Origin of the sequence: Bradyrhizobium sp. B117 (assembly GCF_038969555.1) — a bacterium.
Taxonomy (GTDB): Bacteria; Pseudomonadota; Alphaproteobacteria; order Rhizobiales; family Xanthobacteraceae; genus Bradyrhizobium.
This window is the reverse complement of record NZ_CP152414.1, coordinates 8,678,713-8,693,768: the sequence shown is the minus strand read 5'-3', so window position 1 is coordinate 8,693,768 and position 15,056 is coordinate 8,678,713. Positions and strand designations below refer to the sequence as shown.

Below are 15,056 nucleotides of genomic sequence, written 5' to 3'. Positions count from 1 at the left end.
GTCTTCACCCGACGTCTTAAGTCGCCGCATCTTATTGTAGGACTGTGGACGCTCGCGTCGCCATGCGCACATGTAGGAGCTACCACATGGAAGCTGAGGATGATCCGTCGCCTTTTGGATTGGGGATGGTGCTGTGGCGAACATGAGCGTAAAACTCTTCAATGAGGGACAAGTGCATGCCATCCGATCTGGCGCACGTTCCGATCTGTGCGGAGGAGAAGGTCGGGGGCCGGGCGCTTGAAAAAAGGGCTGATGTGAGATGATATGCGGTGCCCGCGAGCTACGGCAGAACGTCTTGCTAGCAGCACGGGTTACGGACATATTTCAGGGCGCGCGGGCCTTCGTCGACTCGCGAGTCGACGAAGGATTGAGCTGCCCAAGATGGGATGATTTGACCTGCCCCTAAGGAACTCTGGCGTCGGCGACGAACGGGTTGGGGCTCGACGCCCGCAATTTGGGGCCTGCTGAATGCTCCAGCTTGGACCGCATAGCGTGTCGCTATCCTGAAGGCCTATTTGTCTAAGGAGGGCTTTGGCGTTGCAATGGTGCGCGTGGGCAGTATCGGGTACTCGATCTTCGGCAGCTGTCCGGTGAGCGAATTCAGAAAGGCGACAATTTCGTCAGTTTCTTCATCGCTGAGCTCTGCTCCAAGCTGAACCTCACTCATCACGCCGACCGCTTGCTTAAGACTCCAAACCTGACCAGAATGAAAGTAGGGCGGACGCAATGCGACGTTGCGCAACGGCGCCGAGCGGAAAACATACTCGTCGCCGAGGTCCTTGGTGACGGCAAAACGGCCTTTGTCCTCCTTTGGAAGCTGGCTTTCGGCTGGCCTTTTGATGATGCCGAAGCGAAAATAATCCTGTCCGCCGACGTTGATTCCGTTGTGACAAGAGGAGCATCCCTTTTCGATGAATAGCTTTAGCCCGGCTTTCTGCTGATCGTTGAGAGCATACTCATCGCCCTCGAGGTACTGATCGAAGGGGGCGTGGGGAGTAATCAAGGTCGCTTCGAAAGCCTCGATGGCCTTGGCGAAGTTTTCAAACGTAAGGGGCACCGCTTCGTTGGGAAAAGCCTTACTGAACATAACGACATAATCGGTCATTGAATTCAATGTGCTGAGTACGCGATCGGCCGTCGCATTCATTTCGACGCTGGCCTGGACAGGGCCTGCTGCCTGCGCCTTGAGATCCGCCGCTCGCCCATCCCAGAACTGCGCCACGTTGAAGACTGCGTTATAGACTGTTGGCGCACGACGAGACCCCAGCTGCCAGCGATGACCAATCGATCTCGGGCCGGCATCTACCCCGCCCGTCCCAAGGTTATGACACGTGTTGCAGCTGATAACTCCGCTTGCAGATAGCCTCGAATCGAAAAACAAGGATTTGCCAAGCGTGACCTTTTCATGGGTGATAGGATTGTCCTTCACCGCTGGAACGACTGAGGGAATCGGCTTGAAAATCCGCTTGGCGGCGCGCATCAGATCCTCATTGGCGCCGGCTGCTGGGGAAACCAGAATGGCTGACGCCACAACACTTAACCTGCAGGCCCTGGAAAGCTCGCTTAACACTATTGTCCTCATGTGATGTCTCGCTTTTCTCCTAGATCCTGGAATCGCAAACATAGCGCTCGGTCCGCGTCCGCCCCCAGAACGACGTGCAGCAGTCAACGAATGGTGTCTTCCGTATGCTAGGCTAGGCTGCACCCAGGCCGACGCTCCGCCGGTGCTATAGCAACCGGCGTGCCAGGGCCCAAGGGCGAAGCCTGATGGGCTGGTTTCATGCAATTGCGCGCTGTGAATTGCAGCGAGCGGCTTGAGGCTGTCGAATCGACGGTACGTGACGGGTGCGACAAATCATCATCCAGCCACAGGAATCCCGGCCTGTCGGTTCCAAGCCTCCGTGCTTCTCGGAAACTCACCCGTACGGCACTATTTGACTCTGCAGGTCAGCTGGCTGAAACCGCGAACAAAGCGAGCTGCGCCGGCGCAGCTTGTCGCTGCTCGCCTCGATGCGTGCGCTTTGAGCCTTCCACCCCCACACTAAGCTAATCGCCACCAACATCGGTGACGTTCCTACCTGAAGGCCGTCAGTCAGGCGTGCAGTTGTCGGGAGTTCGTCCTACTGCCACCAATGTGGGTAAGCCCGTCTCAGCACGTATTCACACCTGCCGGACGCTCAAAGTGCTTGAATCGACCGTGGCGTCAGGTTGTAGGCATTGCGAAGCAGAACGCCACCGGGGAGACAGCATCGCCACACATGCTCTAAACGGCCGATCTTGTCGTACCTCCGTCTTCGCAAGAGCGCGTTGCGCGTGGCGGGACGATGATTCGGGGGCCGTAATCATTGCGGCTGCCCCGCAGCAGGCTCGATCATGGCTGCCGAGGCGCCCAATCCGGCAAACAGATTTCGCTCGCGGGGCAAAGAATAATAGTGAAGGATATGCGGCTTAAGACAGGTTTGGTGAATCAAGAGCGACGAATGAGCTGGATTTGCAATGCGCATTGCTGTGCATCCGCCCTCGCTGCGATCGTGATCGCGATCGCAGCCACGTGGTGCACAGAACAAGCTCGTGCGCGAGATCGTGGGGCCGAGCAAGTCTTAATGTCATGCAGACTAGACGTGATGCGCTTCTGTGACCGCTTTAGAGGGCCTCGCGATGTGGAGGTAGCCATCTTTTGCCTTAGGGACAATTTCAACAATTTACGCGGCGAATGCCGCCGCATGATGCCAATTGCGGCGGAGAGAAACGAAGGACCAAGACGGCGTCTCAATAGGCTTCCGGTCGTCCTCCATCGAGAGTGAGGCGTCCGAGTGGCAGTTGCAGAAACTGAGCGACAGTGAGGTGTTCAGACCTACGGGCCAGAGTTTGGCCAGCGTGGCCTAAAGTCGATCGGGCTGAAGCATCAGCCGACCGCGCCGCAGTTCATCTATCCGGGGGCTGAGCTCCGTGAATCGATTAGCCCCGATCAGCGATCGATGTGCGCCCACGCGTGATACGAGATTGCAATGCGCTCTGAACTTCAATTTCGTACTGAAGCAGTTGCGTTCTTCAGCGCTGCAGCGATCCGCCGACTTTGGGCCCGCCGTGAGATTGCCATCGGCTTGGTCGTAGCTGGTCGGAAGGACAATCTGCGTAACTGCGGTGGTTACGGCAGGACATCTGCAGGAATTTGTGCTGCCCATCAATCTATGGCGTTGTGGTCGGCAACCAAGTATTTTCCGGCAGGTGGCTAAGTCGGCTATAACTGGCAAAACATCGCCGGAACGTTAGCGTTGGAGGTTGTTCCGTCGTGCTCTTCGTCAGGTTTCTCAGCTGGCGAATAGCCTGATTTCGACTGCCGGGCTCAAGATACAGATAGAGCAGGAAACCTCTTTTGTTATCCGCCCATCGACTTCCCGAAGGAACTGCTTGATGCCATTGCGGCGTTGTCGATGGGTGCTTCAAGGGAATCAGTTTGCCCGATCGTGATGCTCTTGGCCGAATACCGTTTCGGGCTCAAGGTCAAAGGAAACGCCGTCGACAAGAGCCGTTCAAAGGCAGAAAGTTGTTCAACCAGACGATTCTCAACGGCCTCGCGCTCCGCGCCAGGTAGGTCCGTTTTAAGGAGTCGACGGCACCGCCAGATTTCGCTCCGCAGCGATCTGATCTCACTTAACGCATCATCAATTGAAGTCATCACAGATGCTTCGTCCCTGGAGTATCAAGCATAGCGATGGTCATCGAGCGGCCATTCCTTGGCCCCGCATTCCTGCCGAATAATTGCATCCGAAGACTCGCGACTTTCCCGCCCGTTCGTTCGGTGAGCAAAGATGCGCAGTCCACTGAAGGGTCGTAAATCGCAATTCATGCGTGCGAGACCGTTGAGAGCGCCATCGAAGACCAACCCATAGGCCGGACGAATAGATGGTAGGCAGATCGGAATCTCAAGTGGCTCTTGTGCAACGTAGGCTGTCGATATCCGTGCCCCGAGGTCGATAGACCTTTCTCAGCATCACACTCGTATCCAGATCGCGAAACATGCTGTAGTTCCGTCGAATCCATTGATGCAGCTCGGTGGACCAGTCATTCTCGTTCCGTAGATATCCAGTGAATGAAAAGCCAAGCCGGTCTATATATCTCTTGAGGAACAGCGGAAGAGCGGGAATCCGAAGCACCCGCTCGCCATCCATCGCTTCAGGTAATTCGCTACGAAGCACGAATTCATTGTGGACGATGACCAGCGATGCCGCCGGAATTCGCCGCCGCAGCATTTCATAACCGCGAAAGGAGATGCGGTCAGCGCCCGCGATGAAGAGAATGATGGGGGCGACATAGCAGCGCGCCGTCTCCTTCATGAAGCCGATCTCTTCGCACATCCTGAAGAATTCGTCGAAGGCGTGAAAGCCGAGATCGATTACCTTGGCTACCCGGTCGTGGATGATAAGAGGGTCCATCAGCTGCATCTTGCCATAAGTGTCGGTCACATCCGCGGTCTCCGTGATGTTGGGGAGGTAGTCGAGCAACGACGGCTCTTTCAAGTTGACATCAAACGACAGTGCTGTGCCATTTTTCAGCAGCAAGAACTCGCTCATGGCCCGAGCGATGAGAGTTTTACCGACCTGCGGGCTAGGAGAGCAAATGATGTAGATGGGGGTCGCTAACATAGCCGGCAGATCAATTTCGTTTCGTACGTGGGCCCGACCTGAGCTCGCCGATATGCGACTACTTCTCGCCGGCCCGGGTGGCGGACTTGGCGCCGGCCAATTCCGTCAAGTTGATGCGATCAAATTCGCTCCAGACATTTGCCAGCCAGTGACGGACATAGCCGCGCAGCACGAAGGAGTTGTTCGCGGGTTCATCGTTCCGCCCCTTGTTCGCGACGAAGTCTATGAATGGGACGGATGCGACTTCCACCTGCTCATAAGCCATCTCGTTAAGCTTCGGTATGACCAACTCAGTCGCATGTTTGATGCGGTGAAAATAGGAATTATAGGTCGCTTGATCCCACTGGAAGAATTGAGTGTCGTTGATGAAGTTCTTGACTAGGTAGTACTTTGCGCCGTTCATGAAGGTCGCGGTCTCCGCGATCTCGTCTAACGAAGCGATGGATGATCCCAGGATATGGAACACCGCGAACGTTATCTGGCCAGACCGCGCCGAGTCCAGAAATCCGATGTCGCGCAAGGAAGCCAGCGCGGAGGACAGTAAGCCTGCGCGAGCATCAATGACAGTAACGGACAGCCCTGAGTTCAGGGTATCGAAGATCTTCATCTGGTCCGCTGTCACCGTCATGTCAACGATCTCGGTGATCTCGGGATAAAAGCGCTTCAGCGTTCCCCGAGGCGACTCCGTGTCGAATGCGCGTGTTTGCACGTTGTTGACGCTGAAGTAGTCCAGTAGCGTTCGTGATACGGTCGTTTTGCCGACTCCTCCCTTGTCCGCACCTACCACAATTACAACTGGCTTCACCATGGAAATCTCCTGAGACACTTGCTATTGCCGCGCGCAAATTGCGCAACCGGCGCGTCTCTGCTTTGGGTTCGAACATGGCAGAAAGAAGGGGCAATGACCCTTCGGACGCGAGAGCTCTTCAACCGATGAACATTGTCAACATCAAGCGAGTGACGTCCTTAGATGGCAACGACAACGCACACCGTGAATGGGGAGTGAATCACTTGTGGTGGTGATCTACGTGAGGTTTGTAAGCGGCTGAAAAGGCGCCAAGAACCAGCGGTATGCCTGTGGTCGTCGCATCGCCATAGGTTATCTATCGACGCGCTATCTAGATCGGCATAAAGGAACCGAATCTTACGTAGCGTCAGATTGCGAGCTCAGCCAAGAGTAAAGGCGGTGTTACGCGGTAGGACTATGGCTTGGACAATCATCAAAGGGTCTGCTGGATCAGATCGTCGTCTTTTCGGCAGACAAGTACTGAGATGATCCTGAAAATCCGGCCATCGCTGGTTGGGCTGGAAATGAAAAGAATTAGGACAAGCCATTTGGTAAGCGGTTATCTCCACGTCCGAGCTATTGCCCAATGGCAGGACGACAGTGCCTCAACTTAGTCTTCGCGGAGCCCCGATTTCTATCTTGCATTTGGTTGTCCTAAAGACTTCAACCCGGACTGCTTGTTTGGCAACGCGCTTGAGCAAAAACGATGCTTGAGCGGCCGCATGGTAACTGTCCACGAGCGAATATCTCTGCAGGCTGAAGCCGGTGGTTAGACCCAGTCTGCGCGCAACAGCCAGGGGCTTGCCAAGCGCCTGGGCTGCTAAAACGTCAATTCGGTGGAGCCGTCGGGGAAGCGTCTAGTTGCTGAGCGCCTGGCGGAGGTGTGGTCGCCGGTGGCATGGTGGTCGGTTGCGCTGCGTCCCTGGGGGAGCGGCCGACGATAATTGTGAGCAGACCATCGCCCCACAACCGCCGTGCCGCTCTCTTGGCGTCCGCCAACGTCACCCCATCGACCACGGCGTTGTGCTTTTCGAAATAGTCGATGGGCAGCTTGTCAAGCTGCTGCTGCTGCAGCGTCCGCGCAAGCTTTGATGATGTGTTGAGAGCCAGTATTTGCGACCCTTTCAGGTAGGACTTTGCATCATCGAGTTCCTGCTGAGTGGGTCCCTCCTCGGCGATGTCGCGGACCTGCTTCTCGATTTCTTCGACCGTTTCGTCGGCACGATCGGCGCAGGTGCCACTATTCCCGAGAAACATGGCTGAATGATCCAGCCAGACCAGGTTCTCACGAACCGAATAGGCCAGTCCGCGTTTCTCGCGGACTTCGCGGAACAGACGCGACGTCAGGCCGGCGCCGCCGAGGATGTGGTTGACGACATAGGCTGCCATGAAATCGGGCTCGCTGCGACGGAAGGCTGGACCGCCAAAAGTCACAACTGTCTGCGGCACGTCGAGCGGAATAAAGAGCCGCCGTGGCGGCTTTGCTGCAACGACTTCAGGAACCGGCGCCGCTTCCGCTTCGGTCGGCAGGCTGCCAAAGGTCTTGTCGAGCAGTTTGCAGAGGACCTCTGGACGGACGTCGCCGACCACCGCAAGTTTGAGAGTGTCTTTTGCGATCACGCGCCGGGCATAGCCCTTGAGATCCGCGATCTCGATTTTCGGCACGCTCTCCAGCGAGCCCCCGGCTGGGCGAGCATAAGGATGATCGCTAAAGGCGACTTCGAGGAACTTGAGATGGGCCAGAGACGAAGGATCGGTCGAGTCGTGCCGAAGGCGCGCAAGCACAGTGGCACGGATCCGTTCGACGTCGGTCGCGTCGAAACGGGGCGAGGTTAGCGCCATCCGTAAAAGGTCGAAGGCTTCGTCTGCGTTGTCCTTGAGCGTGCGCAAGGAACCTCGGAAGTGATCATGGGTCGAGTGAAAATGCAGATCAATGGCACGATGGTCGAGCCGCTCATGGAAGGTCTTGAAGTCAAGCCCGGCGGAACCTTCCTTGAGCAGGCCAGCGACCATGTGGCTCACGCCAGGTCTTTGTTCGGGGTCCTGAGTCGCGCCGCCGGTGAAGGCAAATTCCATCGCGATCAACGGGACAGTGGAATCCTGCACGAACCAGGCTTCTATACCGCAAGACGAAACCAGGCGCTTGATCCCGGTCCGGGCAAGCGTCCTCGTGGCGGCAAGCGAATTGGGCGAAGCGAGCATCGCGATTGAGAGCGAGGCTCCCCCGAGGAGGATCTCACGTCGTGTGCAAGGATGGATCATTAGAGCTTCTCCCCCTGTTTTGGGGTGGACTCTTTGATGAGATAGCCGGTCACCGATCGTTTCTTGTCGAGCCATTTCGGCGCGGCGTCGTGCACCTGCTGTGCACCGACCGCGCGGATGCCGTCGGCCCATCCCCGAATATCGTCGACGGATAGTCCCGTTGTCAGGCCGCGGCCATACCAGCGGGATAGCATTTCCTGATTGTCCTGGACATAGGTCACCTGCGCGATCAGCCGCGTCTTGACCCTCTCGAGATCTTCGGTGCTCGGGGGATTACTCGCAATGTCGGCTATTACCTCGTCGATGGCGCGCTCGATCTGGCTGAGTTTGACGCCGGGTTTTGGTAGGGCAAAAATCGCGAATAGCGAGGGATCGAGCGCGGCAGAGTGGTAGCTCGTTCCGGCAGTGACGGCGAGCTGCTTTTCGACCACCAGCGAGCGATAGAGGTATGAGTTGACGCCGCCGCCCATCAACTGCTCGAGCACGTCAAGCACTGGACCCTCGCCCGCGGCCGCGGTGCGAGCCGATGGTACAAGATAATAGCGGTGCAGGGCTGGCTGCTCGACGCGGGCATCGGCCAACGTCACTGTGCGCGGCGCTGCCGGCGTCGGCTCTTGCGGCCGCAGGCGTTCCAGGGGAATTGATGCTTGCGTGGGGATGCCGCCAAATGTCTCCGTCACCATCGAGCGGATTTCCTTGGGGGCGACGTCGCCAGCGACAATCAGGATCGCGTTGTTCGGTGCATAGAAGCGCTTGTAGAAGGTAAGCGCATCCTCTCGGGTAAGATTTTCGATTTCATGGCGCCACCCGATAATGGAGCGACCGTAGGGGTGGTTGAGGTAAAGCGCCGCCATCATCTGCTCGGCGAGACGTTCACGTGGATTGTTGGCGACCCTCATATTGAATTCCTCCAGTACGACGTCGCGCTCACAAAGCACGTCCTCATCTTTGAGAATGAGACCGGTCATGCGATCGGCTTCAAATTCCATCATCTTGCCGAGGTGCTCGCGCGGCACGTGCTGGAAATAGCTGGTGTAGTCAAGCCCGGTGAAGGCGTTCTGATTGCCGCCGGCGCGCAGGACGGCCGTGGAGAAGGCATCAGCCGGATATTTGGAGGTGCCCTTGAACATCAGGTGTTCGAGGAAATGCGCAAGCCCCGATTTGCCAGGCGGCTCGTCGGCGGAGCCGACCTTATACCAGATCATCTGAGTCACAACGGGTGTGCGATGATCTGGGATCACGAGCACCTGGAGGCCGTTCTGAAGCGTGAAGCAAGCGGGTCGATCCGATCTGACCCTGTCGGCAAGGACGCTCTCCTCTTCAGGTAGATATAAGTCAGTGCTGTCATCCATCCTGTGCTCGACCGCCGGCGCGGTGGGCGTCGTCGAGCCGGAAGTATTAGCGGCGGTACCTCCTGCCTCGGCGGTGACCGAAATCAGATTCTTCATGGTAGCGCCTTTCATTCCATGCTGATCCACGTTCACGGCAGACAAATCCGACAAAGCGCGGAGCCGCTCGTTGTCTGCCAAACAGCAGAGCAAAGACCGGACCAGTTGCTGGAGTGGTGTACTCACGGCCGCGCGCACGCCAAGTTGATACAAAACGGAACTGGCACCTACCATCCTGTCAAAAGGTGAACCGTCGACATGTCGTCAACACGACATTTACAGACAACGCGTCAGGGATAACCTGGCGTCAACTGGCACAATGGAAAACTTGCAGAAGAGCTGGATTGAGCTGGCGGTATGACGTCCGAACAATTGTCCGTAGGCTCGCGGTTACAGATCTCGCTCTACACGATGAGTGGCTTGGCAATATTTCTCATGGTAGCGAGGCGGGAGTCTGCCAGCAGCTCCTTGGAGTACACTGCGCCGAAGTAGTCCAGGACGAAGGTGCCAGAATAGCATAGGTTATCCGCCGCGCGGATTAGGTTGTCGAGAATTGTGCCGACTTGGCCAATGCGGTCGCGATAGCGCGAGCGGATAACATTAACGGCGTTCATCGAGTGGACCGCCTCGTCAGCAATTACCTGCCGCAGCCAATGATGGAACGTGATGTTCCCAAGGGCGTCATAAAACGGCTTTTCTGCTGCATAGGCGCGGCAAGTGCACATTTCATCAAATGCGATCATAACCATCACGGAAAACTCGTCCTTCAAGTGTTGAACGATCAGCCCAAAATCATGAGATCGAGCCTCCAATCTCTCCCGAAGAGTCCTCTCGGATCCATTGGCGACAAGTTCAATGATCCGGATGAATCCGTCGGTGTGGCGCTCTTCGTCAATCGCCCAGGCGTTAAAGAATGCAGCAGCTTCATCGGAAGCGATAAGATTTCTCGCGACTAATTCTTGTTTCAAGTACCGGGCGTCATATTCAGTGTACAGATCAGGCCACAATTTGTCCCAACGTGCGCGGACAGCCGGCGGCTCGGCGGCGAACATCGCTGGCGTCAGAGTATTGAATAACTCTTTTGGACTCCAGTTCCGTCGAAACGGCGTGATCATCCAAGTGCCCCTAAACCCGTAGGATGCGAGCGCGCCGGCGCACAATTGCTGTCGTCCGTACGAGCGCAGAGCATATGCTACAAACAAGAGCCCGTCGTCTCCTTGTTTTGGTAGGCTGATGGCCAGAGGTCTTTCGGCCGGCTGAAGCGTCCCCTTGAATGGCGCATTAGCCTTTTGTGATCCACGCGGCCGCAAAACCAGGGACACTTGTCATTGCTAGTTCCGGGTCTAAAACGGCCTCACTTGACCTCGCGAGGGCGCTCTGGCGGGCCGCCATGCTGACAGTCACGATAGTTTCACCAGATCGACGGTGCTGCATATTGAGGGGTAGGACTGCGGCACGTTTTGAAGCACAATTTGCGGCACACGTGGCATCCGATGGGAGGCCCGGCATCAATCGGGTGTGGACCAATGGTGGTAGTCTGCGTCCAACTGGATCCCGAACGTTAGTCTCGTTCCCATAACCCTTTAATTTTCGGGATTGCGGCGATACTACTTCCCATGAGTATCGATGAGTATCTCTGGCCTTCTTCGATTCTGCTAAATTCTCAGTGAAATCCCTGTGCACTCCGGCCGCGCAAGCGCACCGCTAAATCAAGTAAACGGAGCTACGGAAGAGACTCGGAAAGTTATGCGATAAGCTTACGCTACCTGGTAGATTGCCGAGGGTTGAGAGGATCCGTCGCAAGCAGCAGTTCGGTTGTCGACCGGCGAGGTAAACAGCTGCTCAATCTCGCTAGCTTTCGATGAGACGGAGGAAGTCACAGTTGCGTGCCGTTTGCTGTTTATGGAGGAAAAAGGATGGCGACAAAGCACCGGCTCTCTGTCTTTCAAATCACCAATAAACGGATTGCTCAAATTAGTTAGTGAGGAACCCAAAGACAGGCCAGTTCACAGTTATCCTGATTGAGATTGCAAGCCGAAACGTGCCTCGCTCGCGCTAGCTGCTGCTAACTCCGCTATCCAACCAATAAGCTGAGCCAACGGGTGCAGAAGCGCCCGGATGGAGCACTGCCGAGCGGTTTTATGTGGATGTGATCCTTGTGGAAAACATTCTTTTTTCGGCCCCGTCATGCCGGCAAGGTTCTGCCAACCATTCACGGCTTCGACTCCGACCGCTAACGGATCGAAAACGGTTTTCGAGCAAGTTCTTGCCCGGGATAGCAGGGGAGGAGATCCACACATGAGCGGACCGGCCGTTATGGAAAACGTGCGCCGCTATCGCGCGATAGCTTCGTTGTGCCGTCAGTCAGCCACATTTCGGCCAATCCAACGGGACTCATTGCTAGCGCAAGCTGCAGAGTGGGAGGAGCGCGCGATCGCAGAGATCGAGAGATACTTCAGTTGTTCTGCTGCACGTCCTGCTTGATTGCGCTCGACGATGAAAAGTATCCACCACCTGGCCAATAGGTCGGATCATGACAGGCAATTCGCCAAACGATCCAGTTTCCGATGTTGCGCCGCGCAAGGAAAGCGGAACCTGCGCTTATCAAGCTCAATTCCGCCATCCCGTGCGGATGCAGAAATCATTGATCAAGAATTATATGGCGAAGGGCATGAGATGCGAGGCTGACCTCCCTAAAGTCGATTTGGCCAATGACATCGGTTATCTTCGTGTAGAGCCTATGCGTTCTACATAAAGTCATATTCATCATCATGCGGATCGCTGGCGGGCTTTGCCGCACTCTCGGTACACCTGGCGTTGCCGCTCTTGTCTTAAGTTGCGGCAGGATCCTCCGGCTTCCGTTCTCAGGAGCCCGGCGCTCCACTGGTGGCTCTCGACCAGTGCGTATGGCGGGACTGCAGTCGAAAATGAATCAGAGGAGAAACTCGATGGCGCCGAATTCAGGAATGAGAGTATATCCGGCGAAATTTTGGCGATGCGCGTAGTACCAGTCATTAGTCGCGCGCGTTCTCATTTCATCGGCCTCGGAAGCGCATTTGATATCGGATAAATTTCTGGTGCGCTGAAACATGAAGCCTCCCATTTGTATCGACGAGGTCGCCGGGGCTGCTCGCCGATTGAGTGTTCCGCGTTGATGGTAAGCCTAGCTGTCGGCATGCTGATAGCTAAGCATCAAGACGTTACCGTTCCGATCCGGTCCCGCATGGGCTCGTTCGAGATAGCGCCGCGAAGTGCGGGCCGTCCGCCTGTGGTGCTGGGTTGGCGCCGCCGGTCTCCGTCTTACCTTCAAGAGCGAGGGACAGTTTGAAGTTATTGCGCAGCATCGGGTTTGCGGGTTCCGCTGCGAGAGCTTGGCGGTAAAGTTCTTGGGCCTCCCGATGTCGGCCCTCGTGATCGAGAACAACTGCTTTGGCATTCAATGCGCGCAGGTCGCCAGGGGCTGCCAATAAGATCCCGTCGAGCACCTCAAGCGCATCATTCGGGCATTTGCGTGCCAGCAAAGCCCGCGCAAGAGGAATCGCGGCATCAACATTATCCGGTCGTTGCTTCAGCGCATCGCGCAAAGCCTTCTCGTCAACATCGGGACCGAGGGCGAGAGCGATGCGCTCGCGCATAGCTGGATCGACCTCCTTGGCCCCGACCAGCTCTGCCGCAGACGTCGGCTGCTCTGAAAGATCCGACTTGCGCGAGTTAACGCAACCCGCAAGCAGCACAATGGCAAGCATGGGAAGAAAGGCCGAGCACAAATGGCGACGAATGTTACGCCAGCGCCGCAGAACGTTAATCTTACATGAATTCATAAGCGACCTCACGACCCCAAACCTGTGCTCGTCAGCCGGCCGCAGGGAGGAGGTCACGATGCCCGCCTGTAGGAGTCTTGTCCTTGCCAGGCGCAAGTTTGACGGAGCCAATCGGCTGGACGGTGAAATCCGAGGCGAGATCCTGATAGGAGAGAACAGGTAGGTCTATTCCATTGCGGGTGAGAAAGCCGCGGACGAAGCGCCGGATATCCATCGATCCCAGGATAACTGGCTGGTTCTGACTACGTGCGATGCTCGAACGGATCTGGCGAAATTGTGAAAGCAGCATCTCGCTTTGCCGATCCTCCAAAACGAGATAGGGACCGACAGCTGTCTCGCGCACGGCACTACGCACGATATCCTCGGTCTCGCGCTCGACGATAAAAGCCGCCACAACACGATGGGCGTTGGCGTAGCGGTGACAGATCTGCCGCTTCAGAGCGGAGCGCACATATTCGGTGAGCAGTACGGCATTTTGTTCCCGTTCGCTCCATTCTGCAAGCGCCTCCAAAACCAAACGGGTGTTCCGGATCGGGATGCCCTCGTCCAGTAAGCGACGTAGGACATCCGCGATGCGAGGGATCGGTGTCGTGCGCAGCACCTCTTTCACCAGATCGGCATATTCCTGCTCCATCCGGCCAAGCAACTGACGCGTTTCCTGAATGCCCACCAGGCGCTGTGCATAGCGTGTCAACGTTGACTGGACGCGCAAGGCGATGATTTCGCTCGGACGGTGGTGCCCTATTCCGGCAGCGTTGAGAGCAGGCGCATGGACTTGTTTGATCCAGATCCGATTCGTGTCTGGGTCGTGCCAAAAGGGGATCCCGCTCAAATCAATGTTCGCCACGTCGTCATTAAGTAAGAGTTGTGTAGGGTCAATGGCGCCCTCTTCCACGGGCACTCCTTCGACATCCACCCGGAATTGCAATTGGGCCAGGTGCTTTGCGCTTTGGGCGGGAATGCGTGGAATTGTGATGCCAAGATCAGCTGAAACCAGTGCCGAAACCCGGGCGACGCACTGCTCAAGTTCCCCTACGTCGATTGCCTGCATCAGGCTCGGCGCTAGCAACAGCGTAATTGGAAGTGCCTCCGCGGGCACGGCTTGCTTCTGACCCTGTGCGGAAGCGGGAGCCGAACCGGTGGGACCGGCGCCGGCTTTGGGAGCGGTCTTGCCCTCTTGCACGCCAACCTTGAGAAAGCTGGCGGCGGAGAAGAGCGCGGCCAGTATGACAAAGGGGGGCAAAGGGAAGCCAGGAACGAGCCCCATCACAAGCAAGACACAGGAGGCCAAGCGTAGCGCTTGTGTGCTGGCCGTAAGTTGGTTGACGATATCGGCGCCGAGATTGAGTTTGGAAGGACCGTTGACACGAGTAACAATGGTTGCTGCCGTAATTGACAGCAGCAGAGCCGGAATCTGCGAAATGAGCGCATCACCGATCGTCAGGATGGTGTATTGATGCATCGCCTCCTCGAGGGACATGCCCTTGGAGAGTGATCCGATTGTGATGCCACCCAGCATGTTGATGCAGATGACTATAAGTCCGGCTATGGCGTCGCCTTTCACGAATTTCATAGCGCCGTCCATCGCGCCGTGCAGTTGGCTTTCTCGCTCGAGCGCGCCGCGCCGGCTGCGGGCTTCGTGCTGATCGATATGGCCGTTGCGCAGCTCCGCGTCGATTGCCATCTGCTTGCCCGGCAGCGCATCGAGCGTGAAGCGCGCCGATACCTCCGCCACCCGTTCGGCGCCCTTGGCGAGAACCATGAACTGCACCATGGTCACGATCAGGAATATGACAATGCCGACGGCGATGTTGCCGGATATGACGAAATCGCCGAACGTATGGATGATGCTGCCGGCATCGCCCTCGGCTAGGATCAGTCGCGTCGTTGCAACGGTAAGAGCGAGACGAAAGACGGTGGAGATCAGGATGACGCCCGGTAGGGACGAAAAGTCGAGCGGCGTGTTGAGATACAGGGCTACCATCAACAGCAATATGGCAAACCCTAGATTGAAGCCAATCAGCATATCGATCACGATGATCGGGATCGGCATGATCATCATTCCGATCGCCAGAAGAAGCATCAACGCGACCATCAAGTCCGGGTGAGCCGGCGCGCGCGTGATGAGATTTCGTAGAAGGTTGGCCATGAG

Annotated in this window: 13 protein-coding genes; 3 read left to right on the top strand and 10 right to left on the bottom strand. The window is 56.7% G+C overall.

Annotated elements, in window-relative coordinates; translation table 11 throughout:
* Positions 1 to 511: 511 nt before the first annotated feature.
* Positions 512 to 1,582 (bottom strand): cytochrome-c peroxidase, encoded by a 1,071-nt coding sequence (locus tag AAFG16_RS41375; protein WP_092218288.1) that lies wholly within the window; start codon positions 1,580 to 1,582, stop codon positions 512 to 514.
* 1,426 nt (positions 1,583 to 3,008) lie between these two features.
* On the opposite strand from AAFG16_RS41375, the gene AAFG16_RS41370 reads away from it, so the two are divergent.
* Positions 3,009 to 3,236, top strand: coding sequence for a hypothetical protein (locus tag AAFG16_RS41370; protein ID WP_342734622.1), 228 nt, complete (start codon positions 3,009 to 3,011; stop codon positions 3,234 to 3,236).
* Between the two features lie 143 nt (positions 3,237 to 3,379).
* Here the strand turns inward: AAFG16_RS41370 and AAFG16_RS41365 are convergent, their stop codons facing one another.
* The 6 genes from AAFG16_RS41365 to AAFG16_RS41340 all read right to left on the bottom strand — a co-directional run bounded on the left by AAFG16_RS41365 (position 3,380) and on the right by AAFG16_RS41340 (position 10,198).
* Positions 3,380 to 3,679: a hypothetical protein gene (locus AAFG16_RS41365; protein WP_244553898.1), complete on the bottom strand. Its 300-nt coding sequence runs from the start codon at positions 3,677 to 3,679 to the stop codon at positions 3,380 to 3,382.
* 247 nt (positions 3,680 to 3,926) lie between these two features.
* Positions 3,927 to 4,646 (bottom strand): hypothetical protein, encoded by a 720-nt coding sequence (locus AAFG16_RS41360; protein WP_092218285.1) that lies wholly within the window; start codon positions 4,644 to 4,646, stop codon positions 3,927 to 3,929.
* Between the two features lie 58 nt (positions 4,647 to 4,704).
* Positions 4,705 to 5,454: a hypothetical protein gene (locus AAFG16_RS41355; protein WP_092218284.1), complete on the bottom strand. Its 750-nt coding sequence runs from the start codon at positions 5,452 to 5,454 to the stop codon at positions 4,705 to 4,707.
* An 807-nt stretch (positions 5,455 to 6,261) separates the two neighbouring features.
* Positions 6,262 to 7,635: a pitrilysin family protein gene (locus AAFG16_RS41350; protein ID WP_271609090.1), complete on the bottom strand. Its 1,374-nt coding sequence runs from the start codon at positions 7,633 to 7,635 to the stop codon at positions 6,262 to 6,264.
* A gap of 59 nt (positions 7,636 to 7,694) precedes the next feature.
* Complete coding sequence (locus AAFG16_RS41345) at positions 7,695 to 9,047, bottom strand: pitrilysin family protein (RefSeq protein ID WP_342741066.1); 1,353 nt, start codon at positions 9,045 to 9,047, stop codon at positions 7,695 to 7,697.
* A gap of 440 nt (positions 9,048 to 9,487) precedes the next feature.
* A complete protein-coding gene (locus tag AAFG16_RS41340) occupies positions 9,488 to 10,198 on the bottom strand; it encodes a hypothetical protein (RefSeq protein WP_342734617.1) in 711 nt (236 codons plus the stop codon).
* 1,183 nt (positions 10,199 to 11,381) lie between these two features.
* On the opposite strand from AAFG16_RS41340, the gene AAFG16_RS41335 reads away from it, so the two are divergent.
* Entirely contained in the window at positions 11,382 to 11,567 is a 186-nt protein-coding gene (locus AAFG16_RS41335; RefSeq protein WP_092218283.1) for a hypothetical protein, read from the top strand.
* 49 nt (positions 11,568 to 11,616) lie between these two features.
* Complete coding sequence (locus AAFG16_RS41330; RefSeq protein ID WP_271609053.1) at positions 11,617 to 11,838, top strand: hypothetical protein; 222 nt, start codon at positions 11,617 to 11,619, stop codon at positions 11,836 to 11,838.
* Between the two features lie 177 nt (positions 11,839 to 12,015).
* On the opposite strand, the gene AAFG16_RS41325 is transcribed toward AAFG16_RS41330, so the two are convergent.
* The 3 genes from AAFG16_RS41325 to sctV all read right to left on the bottom strand — a co-directional run bounded on the left by AAFG16_RS41325 (position 12,016) and on the right by sctV (position 15,053).
* Positions 12,016 to 12,174, bottom strand: coding sequence for a hypothetical protein (locus AAFG16_RS41325; RefSeq protein WP_271609052.1), 159 nt, complete (start codon positions 12,172 to 12,174; stop codon positions 12,016 to 12,018).
* 109 nt (positions 12,175 to 12,283) lie between these two features.
* Positions 12,284 to 12,904, bottom strand: coding sequence for a tetratricopeptide repeat protein (locus AAFG16_RS41320; protein WP_271609051.1), 621 nt, complete (start codon positions 12,902 to 12,904; stop codon positions 12,284 to 12,286).
* A 31-nt stretch (positions 12,905 to 12,935) separates the two neighbouring features.
* The gene (gene sctV / locus AAFG16_RS41315; RefSeq protein WP_271609050.1) at positions 12,936 to 15,053 is read right to left on the bottom strand and encodes a type III secretion system export apparatus subunit SctV; all 2,118 of its coding nucleotides are present in this window, start codon (positions 15,051 to 15,053) and stop codon (positions 12,936 to 12,938) included.
* Positions 15,054 to 15,056 lie beyond the last annotated feature (3 nt).

Bases quoted from the DNA above. Each gene is read 5' to 3' on its own strand.
- AAFG16_RS41375 (WP_092218288.1), bottom strand. From the start codon at position 1,582: ATGAGGACAATAGTGTTAAGCGAGCTTTCCAGGGCCTGCAGGTTAAGT.
- AAFG16_RS41370 (WP_342734622.1), top strand. From the start codon at position 3,009: ATGCGCTCTGAACTTCAATTTCGTACTGAAGCAGTTGCGTTCTTCAGC.
- AAFG16_RS41365 (WP_244553898.1), bottom strand. From the start codon at position 3,679: ATGACTTCAATTGATGATGCGTTAAGTGAGATCAGATCGCTGCGGAGC.
- AAFG16_RS41360 (WP_092218285.1), bottom strand. From the start codon at position 4,646: ATGTTAGCGACCCCCATCTACATCATTTGCTCTCCTAGCCCGCAGGTC.
- AAFG16_RS41355 (WP_092218284.1), bottom strand. From the start codon at position 5,454: ATGGTGAAGCCAGTTGTAATTGTGGTAGGTGCGGACAAGGGAGGAGTC.
- AAFG16_RS41350 (WP_271609090.1), bottom strand. From the start codon at position 7,635: ATGCTCGCTTCGCCCAATTCGCTTGCCGCCACGAGGACGCTTGCCCGG.
- AAFG16_RS41345 (WP_342741066.1), bottom strand. From the start codon at position 9,047: ATGGATGACAGCACTGACTTATATCTACCTGAAGAGGAGAGCGTCCTT.
- AAFG16_RS41340 (WP_342734617.1), bottom strand. From the start codon at position 10,198: ATGATCACGCCGTTTCGACGGAACTGGAGTCCAAAAGAGTTATTCAAT.
- AAFG16_RS41335 (WP_092218283.1), top strand. From the start codon at position 11,382: ATGAGCGGACCGGCCGTTATGGAAAACGTGCGCCGCTATCGCGCGATA.
- AAFG16_RS41330 (WP_271609053.1), top strand. From the start codon at position 11,617: ATGACAGGCAATTCGCCAAACGATCCAGTTTCCGATGTTGCGCCGCGC.
- AAFG16_RS41325 (WP_271609052.1), bottom strand. From the start codon at position 12,174: ATGTTTCAGCGCACCAGAAATTTATCCGATATCAAATGCGCTTCCGAG.
- AAFG16_RS41320 (WP_271609051.1), bottom strand. From the start codon at position 12,904: ATGAATTCATGTAAGATTAACGTTCTGCGGCGCTGGCGTAACATTCGT.
- sctV (WP_271609050.1), bottom strand. From the start codon at position 15,053: ATGGCCAACCTTCTACGAAATCTCATCACGCGCGCGCCGGCTCACCCG.